This is a genomic window from Peribacillus asahii (assembly GCF_004006295.1).
Lineage (GTDB): Bacteria > Bacillota > Bacilli > Bacillales > DSM-1321 > Peribacillus > Peribacillus asahii_A.
The window spans coordinates 3,951,380-3,976,475 of the sequence record NZ_CP026095.1; the positions used below are offsets into that span (position 1 = coordinate 3,951,380).

At 37.4% G+C, this 25,096-nt stretch carries 28 protein-coding genes and 1 riboswitch; of the genes, 17 read left to right on the forward strand and 11 right to left on the reverse strand.

What is annotated here, in order from left to right; all coding sequences use genetic code 11:
- Positions 1 to 159: 159 nt before the first annotated feature.
- The 5 genes from BAOM_RS19425 to BAOM_RS19445 all read left to right on the forward strand — a co-directional run bounded on the left by BAOM_RS19425 (position 160) and on the right by BAOM_RS19445 (position 5,462).
- Positions 160 to 513, forward strand: a complete 354-nt coding sequence (locus tag BAOM_RS19425; RefSeq protein ID WP_119116932.1) for a DUF485 domain-containing protein — start codon at positions 160 to 162, stop codon at positions 511 to 513.
- Positions 513 to 2,072: a solute symporter family protein gene (locus tag BAOM_RS19430; RefSeq protein ID WP_218973863.1), complete on the forward strand. Its 1,560-nt coding sequence runs from the start codon at positions 513 to 515 to the stop codon at positions 2,070 to 2,072. Before BAOM_RS19425 ends, BAOM_RS19430 begins: the two co-directional genes overlap by 1 nt.
- Before the next feature lie 436 nt (positions 2,073 to 2,508).
- Positions 2,509 to 3,531, forward strand: coding sequence for a TRAP transporter substrate-binding protein (locus BAOM_RS19435; RefSeq protein ID WP_252282622.1), 1,023 nt, complete (start codon positions 2,509 to 2,511; stop codon positions 3,529 to 3,531).
- Positions 3,532 to 3,691: 160 nt separating this feature from the next.
- On the forward strand, positions 3,692 to 4,186 hold the full coding sequence (locus BAOM_RS19440; RefSeq protein WP_127761709.1) for a TRAP transporter small permease: 495 nt from the start codon (positions 3,692 to 3,694) through the stop codon (positions 4,184 to 4,186).
- A 1-nt stretch (position 4,187) separates the two neighbouring features.
- Complete coding sequence (locus tag BAOM_RS19445) at positions 4,188 to 5,462, forward strand: TRAP transporter large permease (RefSeq protein WP_127761710.1); 1,275 nt, start codon at positions 4,188 to 4,190, stop codon at positions 5,460 to 5,462.
- 129 nt (positions 5,463 to 5,591) lie between these two features.
- Here BAOM_RS19445 and BAOM_RS19450 read toward each other — a convergent pair whose 3' ends face one another.
- Positions 5,592 to 6,782, reverse strand: coding sequence for a helix-turn-helix domain-containing protein (locus BAOM_RS19450; RefSeq protein ID WP_127761711.1), 1,191 nt, complete (start codon positions 6,780 to 6,782; stop codon positions 5,592 to 5,594).
- Positions 6,783 to 6,981: 199 nt separating this feature from the next.
- On the opposite strand from BAOM_RS19450, the gene BAOM_RS19455 reads away from it, so the two are divergent.
- Positions 6,982 to 7,347 carry a hypothetical protein gene (locus BAOM_RS19455; RefSeq protein WP_127761712.1) on the forward strand — a complete coding sequence of 122 codons (366 nt, stop codon included), beginning with the start codon at positions 6,982 to 6,984 and terminating at the stop codon, positions 7,345 to 7,347.
- Positions 7,344 to 8,912: a sodium/solute symporter gene (locus BAOM_RS19460; protein ID WP_127761713.1), complete on the forward strand. Its 1,569-nt coding sequence runs from the start codon at positions 7,344 to 7,346 to the stop codon at positions 8,910 to 8,912. The genes BAOM_RS19455 and BAOM_RS19460 overlap by 4 nt, the downstream gene beginning before the upstream one ends.
- 155 nt (positions 8,913 to 9,067) lie before the next feature.
- On the opposite strand, the gene BAOM_RS19465 is transcribed toward BAOM_RS19460, so the two are convergent.
- A complete protein-coding gene (locus BAOM_RS19465; protein WP_127761714.1) occupies positions 9,068 to 9,871 on the reverse strand; it encodes an alpha/beta hydrolase in 804 nt (267 codons plus the stop codon).
- A 231-nt stretch (positions 9,872 to 10,102) separates the two neighbouring features.
- On the opposite strand from BAOM_RS19465, the gene BAOM_RS19470 reads away from it, so the two are divergent.
- Positions 10,103 to 10,621: a gamma carbonic anhydrase gene (locus tag BAOM_RS19470; protein ID WP_127762651.1), complete on the forward strand. Its 519-nt coding sequence runs from the start codon at positions 10,103 to 10,105 to the stop codon at positions 10,619 to 10,621.
- A gap of 349 nt (positions 10,622 to 10,970) precedes the next feature.
- On the opposite strand, the gene metK is transcribed toward BAOM_RS19470, so the two are convergent.
- Positions 10,971 to 12,164 (reverse strand): methionine adenosyltransferase, encoded by a 1,194-nt coding sequence (metK, locus tag BAOM_RS19475; RefSeq protein WP_127761715.1) that lies wholly within the window; start codon positions 12,162 to 12,164, stop codon positions 10,971 to 10,973.
- Between the two features lie 220 nt (positions 12,165 to 12,384).
- Positions 12,385 to 12,548, reverse strand: a riboswitch (SAM riboswitch).
- 722 nt (positions 12,549 to 13,270) lie between these two features.
- Between metK and pckA the strand changes: the two genes are divergently transcribed.
- A complete protein-coding gene (gene pckA, locus BAOM_RS19480; protein ID WP_127761716.1) occupies positions 13,271 to 14,851 on the forward strand; it encodes a phosphoenolpyruvate carboxykinase (ATP) in 1,581 nt (526 codons plus the stop codon).
- 102 nt (positions 14,852 to 14,953) lie between these two features.
- On the opposite strand, the gene BAOM_RS19485 is transcribed toward pckA, so the two are convergent.
- Complete coding sequence (locus tag BAOM_RS19485) at positions 14,954 to 15,196, reverse strand: DUF2584 domain-containing protein (protein ID WP_119116940.1); 243 nt, start codon at positions 15,194 to 15,196, stop codon at positions 14,954 to 14,956.
- 35 nt (positions 15,197 to 15,231) lie between these two features.
- Positions 15,232 to 16,065, reverse strand: coding sequence for an alpha/beta hydrolase family protein (locus BAOM_RS19490; protein ID WP_252282624.1), 834 nt, complete (start codon positions 16,063 to 16,065; stop codon positions 15,232 to 15,234).
- A gap of 84 nt (positions 16,066 to 16,149) precedes the next feature.
- On the opposite strand from BAOM_RS19490, the gene BAOM_RS19495 reads away from it, so the two are divergent.
- From BAOM_RS19495 to BAOM_RS19505, 3 genes are read left to right on the forward strand one after another with little or no spacing between them, the layout of a single operon-like run.
- Complete coding sequence (locus tag BAOM_RS19495; protein WP_127761718.1) at positions 16,150 to 17,145, forward strand: ABC transporter substrate-binding protein; 996 nt, start codon at positions 16,150 to 16,152, stop codon at positions 17,143 to 17,145.
- 4 nt (positions 17,146 to 17,149) lie between these two features.
- Positions 17,150 to 17,914, forward strand: a complete 765-nt coding sequence (locus tag BAOM_RS19500) for an ABC transporter ATP-binding protein (RefSeq protein ID WP_127761719.1) — start codon at positions 17,150 to 17,152, stop codon at positions 17,912 to 17,914.
- The gene (locus tag BAOM_RS19505) at positions 17,904 to 18,695 is read left to right on the forward strand and encodes an ABC transporter permease (protein ID WP_373995310.1); all 792 of its coding nucleotides are present in this window, start codon (positions 17,904 to 17,906) and stop codon (positions 18,693 to 18,695) included. The genes BAOM_RS19500 and BAOM_RS19505 overlap by 11 nt, the downstream gene beginning before the upstream one ends.
- Before the next feature lie 127 nt (positions 18,696 to 18,822).
- Here the strand turns inward: BAOM_RS19505 and ytkD are convergent, their stop codons facing one another.
- Both ytkD and BAOM_RS19515 read right to left on the reverse strand, forming a co-directional pair.
- Complete coding sequence (ytkD, locus tag BAOM_RS19510) at positions 18,823 to 19,299, reverse strand: RNA deprotection pyrophosphohydrolase (RefSeq protein WP_127761720.1); 477 nt, start codon at positions 19,297 to 19,299, stop codon at positions 18,823 to 18,825.
- A gap of 173 nt (positions 19,300 to 19,472) precedes the next feature.
- Positions 19,473 to 19,817, reverse strand: a complete 345-nt coding sequence (locus tag BAOM_RS19515) for a hydrolase (protein ID WP_127761721.1) — start codon at positions 19,815 to 19,817, stop codon at positions 19,473 to 19,475.
- Between the two features lie 246 nt (positions 19,818 to 20,063).
- Here BAOM_RS19515 and BAOM_RS19520 point away from each other — a divergent pair, with 246 nt between their 5' ends.
- On the forward strand, positions 20,064 to 20,318 hold the full coding sequence (locus BAOM_RS19520; protein WP_119116947.1) for a DUF6154 family protein: 255 nt from the start codon (positions 20,064 to 20,066) through the stop codon (positions 20,316 to 20,318).
- 109 nt (positions 20,319 to 20,427) lie between these two features.
- Here the strand turns inward: BAOM_RS19520 and BAOM_RS19525 are convergent, their stop codons facing one another.
- A complete protein-coding gene (locus BAOM_RS19525; protein WP_127761722.1) occupies positions 20,428 to 20,871 on the reverse strand; it encodes a Dps family protein in 444 nt (147 codons plus the stop codon).
- Positions 20,872 to 21,042: 171 nt separating this feature from the next.
- Between BAOM_RS19525 and ytzI the strand changes: the two genes are divergently transcribed.
- Positions 21,043 to 21,186, forward strand: a complete 144-nt coding sequence (ytzI, locus tag BAOM_RS19530) for a YtzI protein (protein ID WP_127761723.1) — start codon at positions 21,043 to 21,045, stop codon at positions 21,184 to 21,186.
- A gap of 89 nt (positions 21,187 to 21,275) precedes the next feature.
- Here the strand turns inward: ytzI and BAOM_RS19535 are convergent, their stop codons facing one another.
- Positions 21,276 to 21,749 carry an S-ribosylhomocysteine lyase gene (locus BAOM_RS19535; protein ID WP_127761724.1) on the reverse strand — a complete coding sequence of 158 codons (474 nt, stop codon included), beginning with the start codon at positions 21,747 to 21,749 and terminating at the stop codon, positions 21,276 to 21,278.
- 162 nt (positions 21,750 to 21,911) lie between these two features.
- Between BAOM_RS19535 and yidD the strand changes: the two genes are divergently transcribed.
- Positions 21,912 to 22,148 carry a membrane protein insertion efficiency factor YidD gene (yidD, locus tag BAOM_RS19540; RefSeq protein WP_127761725.1) on the forward strand — a complete coding sequence of 79 codons (237 nt, stop codon included), beginning with the start codon at positions 21,912 to 21,914 and terminating at the stop codon, positions 22,146 to 22,148.
- Between the two features lie 126 nt (positions 22,149 to 22,274).
- Complete coding sequence (locus tag BAOM_RS19545) at positions 22,275 to 23,225, forward strand: metal ABC transporter solute-binding protein, Zn/Mn family (protein ID WP_127761726.1); 951 nt, start codon at positions 22,275 to 22,277, stop codon at positions 23,223 to 23,225.
- A 164-nt stretch (positions 23,226 to 23,389) separates the two neighbouring features.
- On the opposite strand, the gene BAOM_RS19550 is transcribed toward BAOM_RS19545, so the two are convergent.
- Positions 23,390 to 23,545 carry a DUF1540 domain-containing protein gene (locus BAOM_RS19550; protein WP_127761727.1) on the reverse strand — a complete coding sequence of 52 codons (156 nt, stop codon included), beginning with the start codon at positions 23,543 to 23,545 and terminating at the stop codon, positions 23,390 to 23,392.
- A 146-nt stretch (positions 23,546 to 23,691) separates the two neighbouring features.
- On the opposite strand from BAOM_RS19550, the gene BAOM_RS19555 reads away from it, so the two are divergent.
- Positions 23,692 to 23,853 carry a DUF1540 domain-containing protein gene (locus tag BAOM_RS19555; protein WP_119116954.1) on the forward strand — a complete coding sequence of 54 codons (162 nt, stop codon included), beginning with the start codon at positions 23,692 to 23,694 and terminating at the stop codon, positions 23,851 to 23,853.
- A 135-nt stretch (positions 23,854 to 23,988) separates the two neighbouring features.
- On the opposite strand, the gene BAOM_RS19560 is transcribed toward BAOM_RS19555, so the two are convergent.
- Positions 23,989 to 25,044 carry a DctP family TRAP transporter solute-binding subunit gene (locus tag BAOM_RS19560; protein WP_127761728.1) on the reverse strand — a complete coding sequence of 352 codons (1,056 nt, stop codon included), beginning with the start codon at positions 25,042 to 25,044 and terminating at the stop codon, positions 23,989 to 23,991.
- Positions 25,045 to 25,096: the final 52 nt, after the last annotated feature.

The following is a 25,096-nucleotide window of genomic DNA, read 5'->3' on the forward strand; positions in this document are numbered from 1 at the left end:
AATTTGAAAAATAGAAAGCTTTACTATAACAGTTTTGAAGATTTTGCATAGCTTTCTATATTTCCTGATTCCTAGAGTAGATTTGACGGATAAAGGAAACGCTTACAATGCTAAGTTGTAGAAATTGGGGTTAATTTTTGACAAAAGGGGGAGTTTTATATGGCAAACGCAGCCAGAGCATACGTAGACGATAAAGCGAAAACTCCGGAAATCGACTACGATGCATTTGTGGAAATGGATTCGTTTAACAAACTTGTTAAACAAAAAAGGGGATTCTTATTCACAACGACATTCTTGTTTATGATTGCTTATATTTTATTGCCAATTCTAGCGTTCACGGACGCTTTGCAAGCAAAAGCAATTGGAAACATTACTTGGGTCTGGATTTATTCTTTATCTTTATTCTTAATGACCATTATTCTTTGTACGCTTTATGTTAGCCGTGCACAAAAATTCGACAAACAGGCTGAGGCAGTAATCGCCGAGTATCAGCAAAAGAAAGGCGGCAGATGATGAATTTAGTAACTATTGGCTTTTTCGTTGGAATCGTTGGTTTAACATTACTTGTTACTTATATCGCAGCTAAGCGTACGTCTTCTGCGAATGACTTTTATACAGCAGGCGGCGGCTTGACAGGCTGGCAAAATGGTTTAGCTATCGCCGGTGACTACTTATCAGCAGCAGCATTCCTTGGGGTATCCGGTGCAATTGCCCTAAATGGTTTTGACGGTTTCTTCTTCTCGGTAGGTTATGTTGTAGCCAACCTTGTTCTTTTATACATCGTTGCAGAACCAATGCGTAACCTTGGTAAATATACACTTGCAGATATGTTAACAGCTCGTTTTAACGAAAAACGTATTCGCGGTATAGCTGCAACATCGACAATCACAATTGTCATTCTATATATGATTGCCCAGCTTGTAGGAGCTGGTGCATTGATTCAAATGCTATTCGGTATCCCATATTGGACAGCTGTTCTAATCGTTGGTGTCATGATGACAGTATACGTATTATTCGGTGGTATGACGGCTACTTCATGGGTTCAGATTATTAAAGCATGTCTACTTTTATTCGGTACAGCTCTTATCTCATTCCTTGTTTTTTGGAAATTCGATTTCAGTATTATGAAAATGTTTGATACAGCTGCAACTGTTACGGAACAAGGTGAAAACTTCTTGATTCCTGGTATCAAATATACAAGCACAATTGACTCAGTATCTATGATGATTGCACTTGTACTTGGTACAGCTGGTCTTCCACACATTTTAATGCGTTTCTTTACAGTTAAAGATGCAAAAACAGCTCGTACATCTATCACATGGACAACTTGGATTACAGCTATTTTCTTCTCATTAACAATTTTCCTTGGATTCGGTGCCGCTGCATTCGTGGGACAGGGGAACATCTTGGCTGCCAATCCGGGTGGAAACTTGGCTGCGCCGCTTCTTGCTGAATTCCTTGGTGGCAACGTACTGCTGTCATTCATTTCAGCAGTTGCTTTTGCAACAATTCTTGCAGTAGTATCCGGCCTTGTATTAACAGGAGCTTCCGCAATTTCGCATGATATTTACGGCGAAATCATGAAAGATGGTAAATTGACTCCTAAGCAACAACTTATAGCAGCACGTACAGGATCTATCTCAATTGCGGTTCTTTCTATTTTGCTTGCTCTTGGCGCGCAGACATTGAACGTATCATTCCTTGTATCATTCGCTTTCTGTATTGGAGCATCAGCGAATTTACCAGTTATTCTTTACACAATTTATTGGAAAAAGTTCAACTCCAATGGCGCTATCATCGCGATGGCAACTGGCTTGATTTCTTGTCTTATTCTTGGCGCACTGGGCCCGAATGTTTGGAACCCAGAAGCTGGTAAAGCAATCTTCGTCGGCACGCCACTTGTTGCTTTATCTAACCCGGCCATCATCAGTGTTCCTCTTGGATTCCTTGCAGGATGGCTTGGCACAATCTTGACACAAAACAAAGCAAACGAAGCAAAAAATGCAAAAATCTACAACGAAATCCGCGTCAAAGCGAACACAGGAATTTCTGTTTCTGACGTATCACATTGATTTATTGAACACCGTACCCTCATGGGTGCGGTGTTTGTCTTTTTCAACTAAATACACGGAAACTCCCCTTCAATACAGACCGTACGCACCTGATTGCTTCAACTATGCCTTCAAAAGAATGTAAAGGTAATTTGCATTGCATCCCGCCAATCAAACTCTTACTGGAAAAGCGAGATGACTGTTCAGCCCCGACAAGTATATTTTTATGATAGTAATCTTATATAGAAGAAAAGAATTTTTCCGTTAAAAAACCTTTTTAAAACGTTTTCCATCCAAAATTCTACATAAACAAACTTTATTTTCAAAATAAAAACAATTTTTTGAAAATAAATTGACATTTCTTGTATTTATTTTATAATTAAGTAAATTAGTTCACTATTTGTGACAAAATTCTTTTTTAGAAATGTAAGCGCTATTATTTCAAGGGGGAAAGTTTATGAACATTAGAAAAAAAGGTAAATTTCTATCTCTGGTTGCTATTCTATCAATCTTTTCTATTCTTTTAGCGGCTTGTAGTAGCAGTAGTTCTAGTAAAGAGAAAGCATCCGGTGATGGAACTTACACCTTTAAAGTTGCACACGTCGTACAAGAAAATCACGTTTGGAATAAAACAGCTGAGAAATTCGGGGAAGAACTTGAAAAACTTTCTGATGGAAGAATGAAATTGGATATTTATCCTGCGTCACAATTAGGGCAAGAAAAAGACATGGTACAACAACTTGAAACAGGATCTATTGATTTTGGATTTCTTACAAACGCTTACATGAGTACTCGTCAAGATTCTTTAAACTCTTGGTTTATGCCTTTTGAATTTAATAATCTTGAAGAAGCCATTAAATTGAGAGACTCAGAGCCAACTAAAGAAATGTTAAAAGAACTAGAATCACAAGGACTAGTAGGTCTTGACTTTGCCTTTGCTGGGAACCGCCATATCCTTATGAAAGATGGATTTATCAATTCACCTGCTGATTTAAAAGGTAAAAAAGTACGTATCATTGGTAGCCCTTCTATTCAAAAGTTTTGGGATGAGACTGGAGCAGGTCCAACTGCTATGCCGCTTTCTGAAGTATACACTTCTCTTCAAACTGGAGTAATTGATGGGATTGATATTGATCTTGATGCTTTAGTTACGGAAAAGTATTACGAAAATGCAGAATATTTAACATTAACAAACCATACAACTTTCCCAACTGTAATTGTGATGGGGAAATCCTCTTATGATAAGCTTTCTGCTGAAGACCAAAAAATTGTAAAAACAGCGTTGAACACAGCTGTGGAATGGGGATTAAAAGAAGCTATCAAACGTGAGAAGACTAATCTTGAAGAATTGAAGAAAAATGGTGTGAAAGTTCAAGTATTAAAAGATTCCTCTTCATTTGATGCAATTACTAAAAAGGTAACAGATGAGTATTCTGAAAAATCACCAGTTATTAAATCGTTCCTTGAAACGGCTAAATAAAACAGAATGCTGACTCTAGATAATCAAAAAACCCTACGCAAGTAATAACTCCCGTGTAGGGGTTTTTTGATGAATGAAAAAGCAAGCCTTAAATGACAAATCACACTCTATCAAACGTAACCATCTACATTTGAATTAAGACAACAGAGGAGGGATCCGTATGAAAGTCATACACAAATTAAGCAATTGGATTTACAGTCTTGAAAAGATTATCGCCATTATTCTTTGCACAATTATCCTTTTCGCTCTTGCAGCTGGGGTATTGTATCGTTACGTATTAAATGCACCTTTAACATGGTCAGATGAAACCGCTATCTTTTCACTTGTTTGGTTGACATTTATCGGTGGCAGTATGAGTATCAAACACCAAGATGCCCCCGCTATTACCCTGTTAATGGATAAAATGAAAGGGATTACAAAAAAGGTCCTAGAAACAATTGGTCTTCTTACTGTACTTGCCTTCACCGTTTATATTTTTTACCTTGCTTGTATTTGGTTATCTTCTCCTAATATTTTGGTTCAGAAATCAAGTTCAATGCAAATGCCCATGATTATCGCCTATTTGAGTGTTCCAGTGAGCTTCTTTTTTATGATGATTCACTCCATAGACGTATTAATCAACAATTTCACGAGTAATGAAGAGGAGGTTAACTAATATGACAACGGCATTACTATTATTCATTGTCCTCTTGCTTCTACGAGTTCCCATCGCTTTTGTTCTTGGGCTCACAACGATTATTTATATTATTGCTTCAGGCAACCTAGGATTAATGTCAACGGCCCCTCAGAGACTATATTCAGGTCTGGAAAGTTACGGACTGCTAGCTATTCCTCTCTTCATGCTTGCTGGAGAGCTAATGAACTCCGGAGGGATTACAAAAAGACTTATTGATTTCGCTAAAACGTTTATTGGGCATTTCCGCGGCGGACTAGCTTATGTTAACGTCGTAGCCAATATGCTACTAGCTTCCATTATCGGTTCAGCAACGGCACAAATTGCCATGATGAGCCGAATCATGGTTCCTTCGATGGAGAAGGAAGGATATTCAAAAGAATTTAGTGCAGCTACCACTGCTTCAGCGGGACTGCTCGGTCCTATCATTCCGCCAAGTATGCTATTCATCATTTATGGCGTGGGTTCAGGCGCCTCCATTGGCTCCATGTTTATGGCTGGCGTTCTACCAGGTATTCTTTTGGCTCTGGCCTTTATCATTCTAATCGCCTATACAGGGATGAAACAAAAATGGCCAACCCAAAAACGTGCAACAGTATCACTGATGGGAACTTCTTTTATTAAAGTAATACCAGCTCTACTCGTCCCAATTATCATTATTGCTGGAATTCTAAGTGGAGCTTTCACACCAACAGAATCTGCTGCAATCGCCTGTGTTGTCGCATTGATTGTAGGATTCTTCTTTTATAAAGAATTAGATTTCAAAAAAATTCCATCTGTTATGATTAACACAGCCATTTCTACAGCAACCATTACAATGTTAATTGCCATGGCTAATTTATTCGGTTGGATGCTTTCCTTCGAGCAGGTACCACAAACCCTTGCTAACTGGATGACATCTCTAACTGAAAATCCTTTAGTATTTTTACTAATCATAAATATATTCCTTCTATTTGTAGGAATGTTCATGGATGGAATTGCGGCTTTAATTATTCTTGTACCAATCTTTACACCAATCATCGCTACTTATGGGATTGATCCCATTCATTTTGGTGTAATTATCTGTATTAACTTAGCAATCGGTGTCTTAACTCCTCCAGTTGGAGCTGGTCTCTATATTGCTTCCTCACTAGGAAAGGTAAAACTTGAAGCGTTAATAAAAGCCATTTGGCCATTTTTAATTGCTTCCCTCGCTGCACTAGCAGTCATCACGTACTGGCCGGATATGGTGCTTTGGTTACCATCCATATTAAAATAATGTAGTAAAGCAGTCCTGAATTATATAGATTCAGGACTGCTTTTGTATTGTATACAGAAAAGAAAGATGAGTGCCTACTATTTGGTAGTCTCCCTTCTATATATTTCAATCTAGATTTTGTATCCAAATTCACATAAAAATAACCTCTTTTGTTGCCCGATATTCACTCGGAGATAATCCGACAACCTTTTTAAAAATCGTACTAAAATAACTCGGTGTGTTAAATCCCTGTTCAAAAGCAATTTGTTCAATTGTTTGATTTGTATTGCGCAAAAACCATACAGCTTTTTGAATGCGTACAAACGTTAAATAGGAAACAAAGCTATGACCAGTTTCTTTTTTAAACAGTCGACAAAAGTATGTCGGACTAAAATTTATTTGAGACGCTACTTGTTGAATCGACAAATTTTCCGCGTAATGTTCAGTAATATAATCAATGCTCTCTTGAACGGATATATTGGTTGGAATTTCATCAAAATAACGAAGGGACAGCCCATATTTTGGAGGACTCGTTCGAGCCATTCTCGCTTCTTGATACGACTTCTTTAAACCTAATAGCTCCCGATGAATGGACCCTGCACCAATATATAATTGAATGCCATATTCATGCTTCAGCTTATCGATTAACTCAACAATCATCTTTTCTCCTTCCTCCCAATAACACGGGGAGGAAATACCAGGAGGAACTCTCAATGCTAAGACTAAATGCTTTCTAAAAGGGAGAAAATAAACATCCTGTCCAATCATAGAGAATGCTTTCATAATCTCCTTTTGAATGACACTTGAAGCCTGCCAGCCCTCTCTCTCCTCTCGTGTTGTCGAAAGTACTAAGCCTTGGATAAAATAGACGACATTCGGAACCATGCCCTTTATGGAAACCGTTTCAATTTTCTCAGCGGATATTTCCTCTTTAAGAATATTTTGTAACAGCAGCTCCTCAATTGGATAGTCTTCTTGTTCTAATATAAACTTGTTTCTAGAAGAATAGCTCAATGCCTTTTTAATATTCCGATAAAATAAATGTTTCGTAATTGGCTTGATAAATAAGGATGGCAGTTGGAGTTCGATTGCAATAGGTGACGTTTGCAGTATCGAAGGGTTGAGCAATGGAAATATAAGTAAGTCTTTATGTTTTTTAAGCAATCTTCTCGCTTTTACCCAATCAAACGGCGTATTGATTTCCATTATAAGAATATCATCGTTACAAATTGTATCTATATCCTGAATGACTAATTGTTTAAAAGAAGGATGCGTTAACCACGTTTCAATCTTTTGCTTTTCTTCTTGATCATCTACTAATAATTTTACACAATACGCCATTTCTTTCCCCCCTTCTACAAAAAGATTCTATTTCTCTATCTATTATACTATTTTTTTATGAAAAATTAGCAATATTATGTAAAAGTTTAGCAATATTTTGTAAGGTATAATCCATATTTTTCAAGTACAATCAAGAAAATGAAAGGTTTACATCCAATTACTGTAAGCCTTTTCATTAAATGAAAGGAGATGAGAGAATTTGGCTAGTGAGTTCAAAGATGATTACGAATACGTACCAGCAGAAAAAATCGACATCAAGGATTTACCCCCGCTTGATCCCGAAACTAGCAAGATTATGAAGCAGGAATTTGGGACAGGTTCTAAACTAACTATTTTTTACTACATTTTTATCTTGTCCATCCCAATTTTGAATTGGTACGCACCTGAATTTTTCTTTTCAAGACTTTGGGGAGGCATGACGTACTCATGGTTCTTCACTAGTATTGTTGCCATGGCATTAGCTTTCGGTATCGCTTACATACACACATATCTTTACGAGAAGCGACTTAAACAGTATGCAAGCGAAAATAGCACTGACAGTCAAGAAAGGAGGAACGTTAATTGATCCAAACTTTATTAGAACCAAAATATTTATTAACGATTCTCTTAATGGGGACAATCGTGTATATCACGTACTTAACAAAAAGAAATGCAAGTGCTAGTGATTTCTTCGTTGGAGGCCGAAGCTTTGGATGGTTTACAAACGGTTCAGCCATCGGTGGCGATTATTTAAGTGCAGCGACTTTCCTTGGGCTTGCTGGTTTAACATTCCAGCTAGGATATGACGGAGCCTATTATACATTCTGTTTCTCTATCGGTTTAACATTGCTTGCTATTTTCGTAGCTGGCCCACTACGCCGCTTCGGTGCCTATACGGTAGCTGACTTCCTTGCTTACCGCTTCCATAGTCAACGTGCCCGACTAACAGCCGTTGTCGTCGTCTTAGCGATTTCAGGCTTTTATGCAGCTCCTCAATTACTTGGTGCCGCACAAATCTTAAGTATGTTCTTTGGAACAAGTTATGAATTCGGAATTATTTTTACTTGTACGCTTATGGTGTTCTATGTTGGTGTCGGCGGGATGAAAGGAACAACATTAAACCAAGCACTAGAGCTATGGATTCGCCTTGCAGCCTTCGTTGCGATGACTGTAATAGCTATCTACATCGGACTTCATTATAATCAAATTTTAGCGAACATTAGTGATTTTAAAGGAACTATTGCGGATACCGCTCAATATACAACTGACGGCAAAGATGTTGTAGCTGACGGGGATTCTTGGTCTGGAACAGGTAACTACTTCCCGACGTTCTGGCAAACTATTTCGATGACAATTGGTCTTTCTCTTGGTACGATTGGTCTGCCTCATCTATTGTTACGATTCTATACAAACCCAAGTGCTAAAGCAGCTAGACGTTCGGCCTTAATGGCAATCGGGATTGCCAGCGTATTTTTCTTATTCGCTGTATATCTTGGAGCAGTTGGCCGCGCCATCTTTATCCAAGGAGAAGCTTCCTCACAAGTTATGAGTGACCTGATTACAGGCGGAAACAACATGGTTGTTCCATCTACAGCTCAAGCACTAGGTGGCGATTGGCTGCTAGGACTTGTTATTGCCGGTGCCTTTGCTGCCATCTTCTCAAATCTATCAGGTCTATTCATTGCAAGCTCTGGAGCTCTTGCTCATGATGTATATGCAACGGTTCTAAAGAAAAACATTACTCAAAAACAACGTGTTGTTGCTGGTAAAGTAGCGATTGTTATTCTTGGTGTATTATACGGAGCACTTGGATTACTTGTTAAAGATGCTTCAATTGGTCACCTTGTTGCCCTAGCCTTTACAGTTGCCGCAAGTACCTTTACCCCAATTTTCATCTTAGGAATTTGGTGGCGCGGTATGACGGAAAAAGGAGCAATTGCCGGACTTTTAATCGGACTTGGTGTGTCGATGTACATGATTTTCTTTAAAGACACACTTCCAACATTCTTACAATTCAATGTTCCAGGAATCATCACGGTTCCAGTCGGTTTCCTTTCCGTGTACATTGTGTCTAAACTAGACAGAAAAGTACCAGGTGACGTAAATGAATTTATGAAAAAAGTTCACTCGAAGGAATCTGAAATTGCTTAAAGAACAAACGTCCCCCAAATCTTTATGATTTGGGGGATTACTTTTTCCAAGAAACTAGCTTTTCTTCAGCACATAAAAAAAGCTGCCGAACATACATTCATCCAGCAACTTTCCCCCTTAGATTGACTATTAAATAGGATTCTATAACAAAACCTTTAGATGACATATCCTAGTATTTTTAGTCGCGTTTCTACAAAGCCAAGCGCATAGTTAAACACATCTTCTCGCTCTGGTTCATTAAAAATTTCATGATAAAGATTCGGCCATTCTTTAAATTGTTTCTCACTTAGCAAAGTATAATTAAACCAATCACGAACCATTTTTTTATCTACGACCTGATCATCGCCGCCCTGCATAAGTAATAACGGAACATCTTGCAAATCAGGAATTTCTTCAAATGCATCTTTCATAGATTGCGTAAGCTCACTGTACCAACGAACAGAAATCTTTGTAACATATAATGAATCGTTCAAATCGGATTCACGTACTTCAGGATTCCGCGTCACTAAGTCTGGTGACAACCCAGAGTCTACCTTATATGTAGGAAAAACAATATTTAGTCCAGGAGAAATCGCCTTCATCATTTTTGGTGGTTGTTTTTTTAATCCTAAACACGGTGAAGATAAAATCACACCAGCAATATCCCATTCCTCTTCTTGAAGAAGACGAATTGCTACTAATCCCCCCATACTATGTCCAAGCAAAAATACAGGCAATGAGTATTCATAAGCAGCTTCAATCCAAATTTTCACTTCATCTAAATATTCATCGAAGGAATCAATATGACCTCGAGAAGCACGTGATGTTATTCCTTGTCCAGGAAGATCCCCCATCACAACATGGTATCCGGATGATCGCCACATTTGCACAAGCCACTTATAGCGCCCATGATGCTCCATCGCACCATGAATAATGACAATTACTGCTTTTGCAGCACCCTCTGCCTCCCATTTCCACATGTGAATTCCCCCTTCTTATCTTTCTCTAGGTGTAATATAAAAAATGCTGTTGAAAGATAGTGACATTAGTTTTTAATAAAAGCCAAGTATTTATCCTTAGTTTAAAATTGTGTAAAAAAAACAATAGAACTAATAGACCAGTACACGTATGATTAATGAGTAATATCTTTTTACCGTATATTAAAATAATACCGAAAAATACTAGTTACGGAAAGGAATTGATACAAAATGATTATTTATCCTTTTAAAGGAAAAACTCCTGAAATTGCTGAAAGTGCTTATCTTGCTGAAAATGCCGTTGTAACTGGAGATGTAAAAATTGGCGAAGAAACAACAATCTGGTTTAACTCCGTCATTCGTGGCGATGTAGCCCCAACGATTATCGGGAAAAAAGTAAGTATCCAAGATAATAGTGTACTTCATCAAAGTCCTAATAACCCGCTGATTATTGAAGATGAGGTAACGATTGGTCATCAAGTTATTCTACATAGCTGTAAAATCCGTAAAGGTGCGCTAATCGGAATGGGCTCCATCGTCCTAGACAAAGCAGAAATTGGTGAAGGTGCCTTTATCGGGGCCGGTAGCCTCGTTCCTCAAGGCAAGGTGATTCCGCCAAATACACTCGCATTTGGTCGTCCAGCAAAAGTCGTGCGCGAGCTGAATGATGAAGATCGTAAAGATGTGGAACGCATTATCCGAGAATACGCTGAAAAAGGACAATTATACAAACACGCAAAGAGAATTAAATAAAAGGAACTTCTATACAGTTGGGCTTTCCTTCCCCCCAACTGATAGTTAGCCACGTTCTACGATCACTAAGATTTCTGCTATATCTCACCAATTAAAGCAGTACGGGCAGCCTTCTCCCCCCTGCCTTCCTTATTATCGCCTCATAATCTTGAGATAAGGGTCTTGCTGCCCGTGAAGTAGGGATACATATACATATATAGTGCTTAACTCGTTATAAGTTAGGTATTTTTTCAAAAAGGTTCTATATGTATTATATATGATTTTAGGCTCACTTTTACCAATATATATGCTCCATGACTACATAAACAAAGAAGAACTAACTCAAATAAGTTAGTTCTTCTTATCATAGTTATGCTTGTGCTTTTAACGCTTCCGCTTTATCTGTACGCTCCCATGGCAGATCTACATCTGTACGGCCAAAATGTCCGTAAGCAGCTGTTTGTTTGAAAATAGGACGACGTAAATCAAGCATTTTAATGATACCCGCTGGACGAAGATCGAAATTATTACGAACAAGCTCCACTAATTTCTCTTCGCTTACTGTACCTGTTCCAAATGTATCTACAGCAATTGATACAGGTTGAGCAACACCAATTGCATAAGCAAGCTGTACTTCTGCTTTATCAGCAAGACCAGCAGCTACAATGTTTTTCGCTACATAACGAGCTGCATATGCCGCTGAACGGTCCACTTTCGTTGCATCTTTACCAGAGAACGCTCCACCGCCATGGCGAGCGTAGCCACCATACGTATCAACGATGATTTTACGACCTGTAAGACCTGCATCCCCTTGAGGTCCACCGATTACAAAACGGCCTGTTGGATTAATGAAATACTTTGTTGTTTCATCGATTAATTCAGTTGGTACAACTGCTTTAATGACATGTTCTTTTAAGTCAGCTTGAATTTGTTCAAGCGTTGCTTCTGGGTCATGTTGAGTAGAAATAACAATTGTATCCACGCGAACTGGTTGATTGTTTTCATTGTATTCTACAGTTACTTGTGTTTTCCCATCTGGACGTAAATATTCTAATGTGCCGTTTTTACGAACTTCTGTTAAACGACGAGAAAGTTTATGTGCTAAAGAAATAGGAAGCGGCATTAATTCTTCTGTTTCTCGGCAAGCAAAACCAAACATTAAACCTTGGTCTCCTGCACCGATTGCTTCGATTTCCTCATCAGTCATTGTTCCTTCACGAGCCTCAAGCGCTTGATTTACTCCCGCAGCAATATCCGCTGATTGTTCATCAATTGAACTTAGTACAGCACATGTTTCGGCATCGAAACCATATTTCGCACGAGTGTAACCAATTCCAGCAATTGTATCCCGAACAATACGTGGAATATCTACATAAGCAGATGTCGTAATCTCACCTGCAACAAGTACAAGCCCTGTAGTTACACTTGTTTCACAAGCAACACGAGCATTTTTATCTTTTTCTAGAATTGCATCAAGAATTGAATCTGAAATCTGATCGCAAATTTTATCTGGGTGACCCTCTGTCACAGATTCAGAAGTAAATAGACGACGGTTCTTTGACATCTTATTTCCTCCTTGGAAGTTAGTTATATTATAGGCAAAAGTCTGTCTTTTACGGAGCTCATTCCCTTATTAGCTTCCATCATAGTGACAAATATATTTAGAAAAACACGACTTTTAATCGAAATTCATGTTTCCCCTGTACTTTGATTCTTCTTCAAAATACAAAAAAACCTCTCCTAGCTAATGAGGAAAGGTTTATTATCTGTCAACTATCCTTTCACTCTTATCGTTCAAGGGTTGTTTACCTTGCTCAGGTTAGCACCAACACCATGATTCCTTAAAAAATAAACGGCCTTATTTTAGCCTTCATTTCACTTTAAGTTCACACTATGGCAGGTTGCTGGGTTTCATAGGGCCTGTCCCTCCACCAACTCGGGATAAGAGAATCCGTACAATTAAAAATGATACGGAATCTATTGGACGCTGTCAACACTTTTTTGTACAATGTTTTATATCGTCTATATGAAATTACAGTTCCACGTACCTTTCAGCTAGTCTGAATGAAACAAGCAAAAAGTGAACAGCATCATTAATATAGCCTTTTTATAACGAACAACTCCTCCTTGCACAATTAGGATTAAGAGGATATAACATTTTTTGGTTACCCAACGTTAGATTATAAGGTCCTAATTACATCGACAAACGATACATAAAGAGATACTGTAACATAGTGTTACGAATAGCATAAAAACCTTTTAGTACCTTCCAGTTAAAGTCATATTAAATAAATTTCTTTTCTTAATTCTTTCCTATTAAAAGAAACATGTTAGGTGCCTTCTCATACGCTTACAAAGAAACCTACTCTATACACTGGAAAACGTCGAGTACTATAATCCTTTTTTGGACAACTGACAAAGTGAACACGTTTCATCATACTCATATCAATCTTATTATATGACATTTTTTAAAATGTTGTTGACAAGTCTGTTATGCAACACTATCATTGCTTTGTTGATAAATATTTCCTTTTAATCGAATGATAAACTTGATTAAGGAGACTATATAAAAAAAATCACAAAAAAAAATAATTAGTATAGACTAATTAAATAAATGTGTTATACTAATCGTAATTTAAAAAACTTAAAACAAAGGAAGGTATCTCATATATGAATTCTGTGGATGTTTCTAATGAGTTACACCAATTATTAGCTGGTAAAAATGCTCACATACAACTTTCTGTACCTCAGTTAGTAGAAAAAGTATTAAGCCGTAACGAAGGTGAATTAACAGCAACAGGAGCAATTAAAGCTGAAACAGGTAAATACACTGGTCGTTCACCTAAAGATAAATATATCGTGGAAGAGGCTTCCGTAAAAGATAAAATAGACTGGAACTCTAACCAGCCGATTTCTGAAGAGACGTTTAATAAATTATACAACAAAGTAACAGAGTATTTAAAAGAAAAAGATGAAATTTTTGTGTTTAAAGGTTTTGCAGGGGCTGATCAATCATCTCGCCTTCCAATTCAAGTTGTGAATGAATATGCTTGGCATAATCTTTTTGCACATCAATTATTCATCCGTCCTACAGAAGAGGAATTAGCTAATCATGATTCTCAATTTACAATTCTTTCTGCTCCTAACTTTAAAGCAAATCCAGCTGTTGATGGAACAAAATCAGAAACATTTATCATTATCTCATTCGAACGTCGTACAGTTTTAATCGGTGGAACGGAATATGCTGGAGAAATGAAGAAATCTATCTTCTCTATCATGAACTACTTACTTCCTGAATCAGATATTTTCTCTATGCACTGTTCAGCAAACGTAGGTCGTGAAGGTGATGTTGCTTTATTCTTCGGACTATCAGGAACAGGTAAAACAACGTTATCTGCAGATGCAAACCGTAAATTAATTGGTGATGACGAGCATGGCTGGTCTTCAAATGGTGTATTCAATATTGAAGGTGGTTGCTATGCAAAAACAATCAACCTTTCTCGTGAAAAAGAACCACAAATCTTTGATGCAATCCGTTTTGGAACAGTATTAGAAAACGTAGTGATTGATCCTGATACTCGTATTCCTGATTATGATGACAAAACATTAACTGAAAATACACGTGCAGCATATCCAATGGATGCTATTGACAATATCGTATTACCAAGTGTTGCTGGACATCCAAATACAATTATTTTCTTAACAGCTGATGCTTATGGAGTATTACCTCCAATCAGTAAATTATCAAAAGAACAAGCTATGTTCCACTTCTTAAGTGGCTATACTAGTAAATTAGCTGGTACAGAGCGCGGAGTTACATCTCCAGAAGCAACTTTCTCTACATGCTTCGGATCTCCATTCTTACCACTTCCAGCTCAACGTTATGCAGAAATGCTTGGACAAAAAATCGATGAGCACAATGCAAAAGTTTACCTTGTAAACACTGGCTGGACTGGTGGAGAATACGGAACTGGCAGCCGTATGAAACTTGCTTACACTCGTGCAATGGTTCAAGCAGCTCTTGAAGGTGAATTAACAAACATTGAAACTGTTAAAGATAGCATTTTCGGTTTAGAGATTCCACTTCATGTACCTGGTGTTCCAGACGAAGTTCTTCAGCCAAGCAAAACTTGGGAAGATAAAGCGGCATACGAAGCAAAAGCAACGGAACTTGCGGCTAAATTCCGTGAAAACATCCAAAAATTCAACGTATCAAAAGAAATCGTTGAACAAGGCGGACCAATCGCTTAATTAAAGAATGAAAACCCGACAATTGAGAGTTAATTGTCGGGTTTTTTATACTCCTAGTGATACGGATCACGTTTAGTAAAAGCACTTAAACAAGCCACTTCATTAATTTGTCGAGTTCAGTGATATAAGCCGATATGTAATCATTGTTTGCTCATTCTCCCACTCTACTTTCTGAATAATAGCCGTCCCACTTGAATCAGACTCTATCGTCTTCTTCACTTCAACTGGAATATCAATTGGATACAACCGATAACCTGCTTTTGTTAAATGAAAAATATTTTCATCCTCACGTCTTTCATTACCTTTTGTAACAATCATCGTATTCAATTCCATCGGCATCCCCATATCATAACCCCCTTAAAGTATTTACCTTCATAGTATCATTTTTCCACATACCTTTTCATCCAATCTGTTAAATCTTCAACAACTTTTCGATTCATTGCAGGAGGGAAATAATGAGTAAACTCAGCAAAATACCAGCTTTCCACTTGATTATTCCCTAGCTGTAACGCTTTTTGTAAACGATAAGCATGTTCAACCGACACATTTTTATCCAACACACCATGAATAATTAACACAGGTAAACAAAGATCTCTCACAGCAGAAAGCGGAGTTCTATATTCGTAACGCTCTGAATATTTCGCAGGTGTCCCGCCAATAACTCGTTTCATCATTCGACGCATATCTATACGTTCCTCATACGTCAAAAACATATCCGATACTCCGCCCCATGTCACAAGCGATGCAGCGGTTCTACATTCAATAGCTGTCCAAAGCGCCATAATCCCACCTCGGGAAAAGCCAAAAATATGTATATGTTCTTTCTTCACACGCGGATGCTGCTCTAATAATTTAAATCCAGCAATGGCGTCAAAACGATCTTCGCCAGCAAAATCCTCATCTCCTTCTCCCCCTTGATTTCCTCGATAAAAAGGAGCAAACACAATAAATCCTTGGGCAGCAAATTGGATAATACGGGCTGGCCGAACTTTACCAACATTCTTAATCCCGCCTCTTAAGTATAAAAAGCCATCGTAAACTTCTCCATCCTTTGGCTCTGCTAACAATCCTTTCACATACAGACCTTGTGATAAATACGTTACGGAATATAAGTGAATATTGGGATGAGGCGATGGAAACCGCTCTTTCGAAATGATTTTACCGTTTAACACAAATAACTCTCCTTTCCCTTCTAGTTTAAAGCATCTTACCAAAATTATCCCCCTTTTAAGGCACCACCCCTTTCCTCTCTTCATACAATGCCTTAGGCACATACCTATTTTTAAGGAGGAAAACAAATGAAAAACATATGGAAGACGGGATCTATACTTTTATTAACTTGTATCTTAATGATTCCTCTAGTAGCCTGTGGAAAAGACGAAGTCACAAAAGTACGCGTAGCAGAAGTAACTCGTTCTCTTTTTTATGCTCCACAATATGTTGCTATTGAAAAAGGTTTTTTTGAAGAAGAAGGCCTGGAGATTGATTTAAAAACGACCGCAGGTGGAGATAAAACAATGACAGCGCTGCTATCTGATGGTACTGATATTGCTCTTGTCGGATCTGAAACCTCAATTTACGTGACAGCACAAGGTACAACCGATCCTATCATCAATTTCGCGCAACTTACACAAACAGATGGTACTTTCCTTGTTTCCCGCAAGCCTATCGAAAACTTCGAATGGGAAATGTTAAAAGACTCTACATTCCTTGGGCAACGCAAAGGTGGCATGCCGCAAATGTTAGGGGAATTTGTGTTAAAAGAACACGGCATTGACCCGCACGAAGATTTAAACCTTATTCAAAATATTGATTTTGCCAATATTGCGACAGCCTTTGCCTCTGGAACCGGGGATTATGTACAGCTATTTGAACCAACTGCCAGCATTTTTGAAAAGGAAGGAAAAGGTCATATCGTTGCTTCGTTCGGCACAGAATCAGGGCATGTTCCTTATACAGTGTTTATGACAAAAGAAAGCTATTTAACAGAAAACAAAGAAACCATGGAAAAATTCACCCGTGCCATTTATAAAGCACAAAAATGGGTGCAAGAAACAGACTCTAGAGAAATTGCCGAATTGATTGCTCCTTACTTTGAAGATACGGATTTAGACATTATGACAACCGTAATAGATCGTTATAAAGAACAAGGCTCCTTTGCAACAGATCCAATTTTAGATGAAGAAGAGTGGAATAATTTACAAAACATCATGGACGAAGCCGGTGAGCTACCAGCACGTATGGAATATGAGGAATTGGTCAACACCGACTTTGCCGAACAAGTGACGGAGTAAGACGATGAGCTTTTTAACTATTAATTCTATCTATCACACGTATTTCACACAAGAAACAGCGACAACTGCTCTAAAGGACATCAGTCTTAACATCGAAAAAGGGGAATTCGTCTCCTTTTTAGGTCCTAGCGGCTGTGGCAAAACAACACTGCTCTCTATTATTGCCGGGCTATTTCCAGCTACCTCAGGAAGCATTCAACTAGGAGGTAAGCCATTAAAATCTGATCAAGATGCATCAATCGGCTATATGCTTCAACAAGATTATTTGTTTCCATGGAAGACAATTGAGGAAAATGTAATATTAGGTTTAACGCTTCAAAAACTAAAAGATACAGATGGCAAAGCCCTAAAACTATTGGAAGCTGTCGGCTTAGTCGGCGTCGAAAAACAATTTCCAAAGCAATTGTCGGGCGGGATGAGACAACGTGCTGCTCTCGCTCGCACACTTGCTGTTGACCCTAAAATCTTGCTATTAGATGAGCCTTTTTCCGCCCTTGATTATCAAACAAAACTTAAGCTGGAAGATCTCGTTTTTGAAACATTAAAATCGTTTGGAAAAACAGCCTTGCTTGTAACGCACGATATTGGGGAAGCAATCGCTATGAGCGACCGAATTTATTTATTCTCAGCGAATCCTGGTCAGATTTATCGAATATTTGACATACCTGCCGAATTACGTGCACTTTGTCCTTTTGATGCACGTAATCATCCCCTATATCCATCCCTTTTTCAAACCATTTGGAAGGAGCTTGAAAGTCTTGAACATTAAACAACTTCATCATGATTTCAAAGCCTCCTTAATCAGAGAAAAACGGTTTGTCCGATTGTATCAAATATTGATTTTTCTTATCTTTTTTAGCAGCTGGGAAATTGCTTCGCGCCTTCAATGGATTAATCCGCTTATCTTTAGTTCACCAACGAAAGTATGGCGACTATTCGTAATAAAAATTCAGGATGGAACTTTATTATCGCATTTAAGTGTAACCATTTTCGAAACATTGCTTGGGTTTATCCTCGGTACACTACTCGGCGTGCTGCTTGCTACAGCCCTGTGGTGGTCACCAATGCTTTCAAACATTCTTGATCCTTATCTTGTCATTTTAAATGCCATGCCAAAGGTAGCACTCGGTCCAATTTTAATTGTAGCGATGGGACCTGGCTTTTCTTCCATTATTGCGATGGGAGCGATTATTTCCATTATCATCACCGCTATTGTTGTGTACACGGCTTTTCGAGAAGTCGATCCAAACTACTTAAAAGTTTTACAAACCTTCAGAGCAACACGTGCCCAATCATTCAAAGAAGCGATTCTCCCTGCCTCGTTTCCAACAATTATTTCAACATTAAAAGTGAACGTCGGATTATCTTGGGTCGGTGTCATTGTCGGTGAATTTCTTGTTTCATCAAAAGGTCTTGGCTACCTAATCATTTACGGCTTCCAAGTATTTAATTTTACCCTTGTGATGCTCTCACTTATGATTATCGCTGTTATTGCAACTATTATGTATCAGCTTGTGGAATTGCTAGAAAAGAAGTTAATTAAGCAATGACTAGATAGCACCGCTTTTTAGATTAAGCTTTCTTAAGCAACCTTGTTGATAAAGTGATATTGGCTCATGTTCGCTCTGAACGCTTAAATGAACTAAAAATCAACAACATGGATGTAACGGAACTACATTAAAAAGTGGTGCTCTTTTTTACTCTTCCGATTTGCTGCAAGCTTAGTGGTACAATTTCGTCTTTCATAATAAAGCTATAATCGGTATCGGTTTTCATATTATTTGGTAACTGAACACATAATACAGGTCCATCTGTTTCTAAATATTCTTGTTTCTTCTCTATCGCTGTTAGCTCTGTATAATAAATCGATTTTATAAATGATCGATTCGGTTCATGTACTCGATATTGTCCAAGAAACAGCAACTCACCAACAACTCCGCCTGTTTCTTCATACACCTCTCGAATAGCCGCTTCTTCTATCGTTTCACTACGCTCTCGTTTTCCCCCTGGAAATTCAAGACCACGTTCTCGATGACGCGTCAGCACCCACTTTCCTTGAAACTGACAAAGTACCAATACGTGCCAAGCCTCTCCGAACTCCGCTTTTGATGAAAATTCTACTAAAAAACCATGTTCATCCTTAAAAGTCACCATGTTATTCTCTCCCTCTATTACAATAATTCAATTGTACCAAGAATTTCAGATGACTGCAGTCAAGAAAAGTACACAGTACCTTGTTTTAAGCTCAAGCGGAAATCGGTTAGGTCTCTTACGCTGAACGTATTCCCCTAATTCTTTTATAACTTTCTCATATAGAAAAAAGCCTCTTAATACCGGAGGCCATCATCTGTTCGCTTTGCTTTTAAAATTCCCATGCTTTCAATATGTTGCTTTGCTTCTTCATCGCCAAGCTCATAAATTAATTGATAAATGTTTTGCAACGTCAAATCTTGTTCATCATTTTCATGATCATGATGATATTCCTTAAGGGGCACGTGAGCACGATAAAAGTTCTCTTCACCAATCATATAGTTATAATCAAAGTACTCTCGCAATTGCATAATTTCATCATCAGTTGCTTCAATTTTAAAATTCCACGGTGAATCTGTACTACTTTGAGAAATTTGCCCATTCGGTATCCAAATATAATATGTTTTCCGCTGCTCAGCCAAGACTTCTCACCCTTTCTGAATCATACATGTATTTTCCCACTTCCCTCCCCAGTTCATGCAAAGGAAAAAATTCACTTTTTTTAAGAAAAAAGAGTGGATAATTTTTGAATTATAGATTAAAGTATCTTTCAAAGGGTAACGCATATAATATATCCAACCATCAAGAATAGCACTGAAAAGTATGACATCTAGAATAATTTTTCATACATATTCCGATGAATTTTAATTAAATTGAGGTGAAGGTTAATGAAATTAATTGAAGAATTATACAACATGTATCGCACAAAGCTAACAGGTGATGAAGAAGATATTGACATGCTGACATTTGCAGTTTTAGAACAATTAGATCGCAAAGAAATCTTAGAGTTATTGCACGACATGGATGAACAAGAATTAACCAATTTAATGGGATTGTACATTATTGAATCGTTAAAAGGTAAATTTGCTCAGAATAGCATAAATGCCAAACCTACATATTTTTCACCGCGTACTTTTCACTAACTCACTGTTCACTTACTAAAATATAGTAAGCGCTTTCTTTCGACGTATTTTCTCTCCTAAATTCCTGTATTCAAAAAAGTGAAGCCTTGAATATCAAGGCTTCACTTTTTTACTTTTGCAAATACGCATTTAACATCCATACATGCTTATTTAGGCTCTTCTTCATACCGATAAGCAAGTCACCTGTTACTTGGTCATCAGCTTGATCAGCTAATTCAATCGCTTCAATCAATTCCGTTGAAATCTTTTCAAAATCGTTAGCCACACTACGAACCATATCTTCAGGTGTCTCGTTTCCTGTTGCTTCTTCAATAGAAGCAAGCGCCAAGTATTCCTTCAATGTTGCCACTGGTTTTTCACCTAAAGCCAGTAATCGTTCAGCTAACTCATCTAAGTTGGCTGTCGCCTCATTATACAATTCTTCCCATTTTTGATGTAATTCAAAAAAACGCGGTCCACTTACAAACCAATGATAATTATGAAGCTTAGTATACAGAACAGTAAGATTCGCAATTTCCTTATTCACTAATTCCACTAATTTAGCATCTGCCATCTGAATTACCTCCCATTTAAGCTACATGTATTATACCCCTATAATCACGGTTCAATTACCTTGCATTTTATGGTAAAATAAAGCAGAATCCGCAGACTATATTCACTGCAGATTATATCAAAATTATCCAATTTTCACGAATGATCATTGACTAGGGGAAGGAGTATTGCTTTGACAATTATCCTTATTGTTTCTATTCTCATCATTCTAATCGTCATTTTTCTATCGGTGCTTACAGTCAATAAAGGCTATGCATACAAACATACTATTGATCCAGCACCGGAATCAGATGAATATCCAGATGATTCAAAATAATAAGTATAGTTATCGTTGCTAATTATGCCACACAAAAAGGCCCCTGTCAGACCCTTCAGGAACCTTTTTGTGTATATTTTATGACAATCTTAACCAAATACTTTATGAAGGTCTTCTTTACTTTGAGTTAGCCAGAAATTCATTAATTTCTTAGCACCTTCTAAATCATGCAATTTTGCTTGACCGCATTGCTTCTCATTAGCCGCTGGAATTTCTGTAATTTGAACGGCATCTTTCATTGTTTCTTCTAATACATCAATAATTTCAGATACAGTTGGCTCACCGCTTACAACTAAATAATAGCCTGTTTGACAGCCCATAGGTGAAATATCGATAATATCGAAATGATCATATCCTTCTGAATGTTTACGAATATTAAAAGCAAGCAAATGCTCTAATGTATGAATGGCATCTGGCTTCATCGCTTGTTTATTTGGTTGGCAGAAACGAATATCAAATTTATTAACAACACCGTCTGTTCCAACTTTGTGCACTCCACAATGTCTAACATATGGCGCTTTTACGGCGTTATGATCTAATTCAAAGCTTTCAACTGAAGGCATTTTCTTCACTCCTTAAATGTGTATGTTCTTATTCTACCTCTAAACCTAATTTTTTTCATCCTTATTATTTTTGCAGAATGTCGATATACCAAAACCATTTTAATAAGAATGCAGAAATGTGATATAGTAAAACCACGAATATTTTGAAAGCGAGTACAGATTATGCAAACACTTTTAACAAAACTCATTCGATTTTACCAAATTGCCCTTTCACCATTAAAACCACCATCTTGTCGTTTCTATCCAACTTGCTCTCATTATGGTCTAGAAGCAATTAAAGTACATGGAGCATTCAAAGGAAGCTTGCTCACTATTATTCGCATTCTAAAATGTCATCCATTTCATCCAGGCGGGTTTGACCCAGTTCCAGAGAAACAAGAAAAGAAGAAACAACTATAAATTTTTCGCTTGCTTTCTTACTTCTTTTCTTGTATGATACAATAGTTAAATCGGAATCATTTCGCTTAATTACTAAATTTAAATCGGAACAATTACGAATTAATACAAAGGAGTGAATTTTTTCTCGTGAAAAAGCAATTGACCACTATTATATTTTTATTAAGCGCCCTTTTCCTATCTGGTTGTGGTAACGCCGAAGAAAATAAAACAGAAACAGCAAACGACAATATAATCGACATTTATACAACCGTTTATCCGTTGCAATATTTAGCTGAAGAAATCGGGGGAAAGTATGTTCATGTTGAAACTGTTTATCCTCCAGGAACAGATGAGCATACATATGAGCCTTCTCAAAAAGATATTGTGAACATGACAAACGCAGAACTCTTTTTTTATATCGGTCATAATTTAGAAGGCTTTGTAACAAAAGCTCAGCCCATTCTTTCTGACGAAGGTGTAAAAACTGTAGCAATTGGTGAAAAAGTAAATCTAGACGATGAAGCACATACTGATAATGAACAGGAACATAGTCATAATGATGGCCATGATCACGGAGGAATTGACCCGCATCTTTGGCTAAATCCTTTATATACAGCCCAAATGGCAGAAGCAATTAAAACGGAATTAACGAAGCAAATGCCGGAGCAAGCAGATTATTTTGAAGCAGAATACAAACAATTAGACGAGCAGCTGAAGGAACTTGATACCCAATTAGCAGATACAATTAAAAATGGAAAAACAAATGAAATCATCGTTTCTCATGCAGCCTATGGATATTGGGAAGAACGTTATGGATTAAAACAAATTAGTGTCACAGGCTTAACCACTTCTACTGAACCTTCACAGAAAGAATTAGAAAATATCGTGAGAACAGCACAGGAACATAACTTGAAATACGTTGTATTCGAACAAAATATTAGCTCTAAATTAACCGAAATTATTCAAAAGGAACTCGGAGCTGAGGCGTTACAGCTTCATAATTTGGCCATCTTAACGGATGCCGATCTTCAAGCAAATGCTGATTATATGAGCTTGATGAATAAAAATATAAAAACGTTACAAAAAGCTTTAAATTAAAAATTAGAGGTCGTTTAAAAGAATCACACTTTTAAACGACCTCTTTTTCTTGTACATAGGCTTTGCTAAACAATAAAAAATTTATAACGTTGCATGAAAATGAGAGTTATTATCAATAATATATATAAGGAAAGGTAACCACCCCAATGGTTACCTTCCGAACATTAAAGTTCTGGTGCAAATGTTTTACAATCTGTTTCTTCACTGTTAGAAGCTTGTTTCCCTTTATTACTAACAACATAAATAGCATCCGCTTGGCATTTATTGCCCGATCCCCAAAACTTACAGTTGTTTACTTCACAAAGAACATCTTGAGCCATAGTATTACACCTCCTCTTTTTTATTTTGGACAAAAGAGAAAGGTTTGATACTTCTTTTTCGCTTACCAAATTTCTTCCCGTATGCAAGAAAGTTCGCTGAACAAACTAGAAAAGCAAGATTGATTTCTTCAAAAGGAGTGATCTATATGGCTCAAGATGTTAAATGTTCTGTTGATAGTTGTTCATTTTGGAAACACGGCAACCGTTGTTCCGCTGATGCCATTAGCGTAATGAATTATACCGAAGAACGTGCACGCACTAGTCATGAAACGGGCTGCCGCACTTTCAAACCCAATCATGGGCTATAAATAAAAGCCCCCGCTCCCTTACCTCATTTCTATAAAAAACGCCTGCTTGTTCTTTCCCCAAGCAGGCGTTTTTCACGAGAATATGATAAGAGCAATACAGAAAGAATTCGGCTGCTCTCAACACTTACACGTCTATTACTTTATATGTTTTTCTCGAATTACCTTCATTTTATCCATTAATTCCGTCCCAATAATCGGCTCAAACCTTGGATAAATAACGGTCATTTCGTTCATCCATTGTTTTTTCTCAGCTGGTGAAAGTTTATACATGGAAATGGATGAACTTCTTTCGATTTCAAGCAATAACTGACGATTCATTTCATCTGATTTTGTCCAAAGCCATTCTGTGGTTTCTTGCATAGCTTGTTGGATTTGAACTTGAATATCTGGCGGTAGTTCATCCCAAAATTGTTGATTCATTAATACACCATATCCAAGAAAACCATGATTGCTTATCGTTAAATAATTTTGAAGCCTGTATAATTTTTTCGAATAAATATTAGAAATTGTATTCTCTTGACTATCCGTTTTATTTTGTTCTAGGTTTGCAAATGTCTCATTAAATCGTAACATCAAAGTTGACGCACCAAAATGCTCAAATTGTTCCTTCAACACCTTACTTGGCATAATCCGAAACGTTTTTCCTTCGAAATCTGCTGTCGTGTGAATAGGTTTATTACTTGTTATTTGCTTAAAATGATTCGTCCACAACGCCATTCCTTTTATATGGTGCCGTTCCAAATCGTGAAGAAGCTCCTCTCCCACTTCTCCATATAGCGTTTCTTCAAGGGCATCCCTATTTGGAAAAATATATGGAAGGTCCAGCAATAACCACTTCGGTGAAAGATCTGTAAGCGTTGAGGTAGACGGAGCAATCATTTGAACTTTATTCTCGAGTAGTGCCTTAATTTCTTCCTGATCGCCATATAAAGACTGATTCGGAAAAACTTCTACTTTGACACGATGGTTTGTATATTCATCGACGAGCTTAGCGAAATGAACAGCCGCTAAACCTTTCGGCGTGTTTTCTGCTACAACATGACTAAATTTAATGATGATCTGGTCTTTCATGCCAACTTGCTCATAATCCTTCTTAACATCCTCTTTTGAAAACAAGGACTGAAAAGCAATAAAAATTGCGAGGATTAAACCTAACGATATTAATGCAAAATAACCCCAAAACGCTCGCAATATGCCATCTCCTTATATGCATCTATTTATCCTTGTTATAACACATCTCATC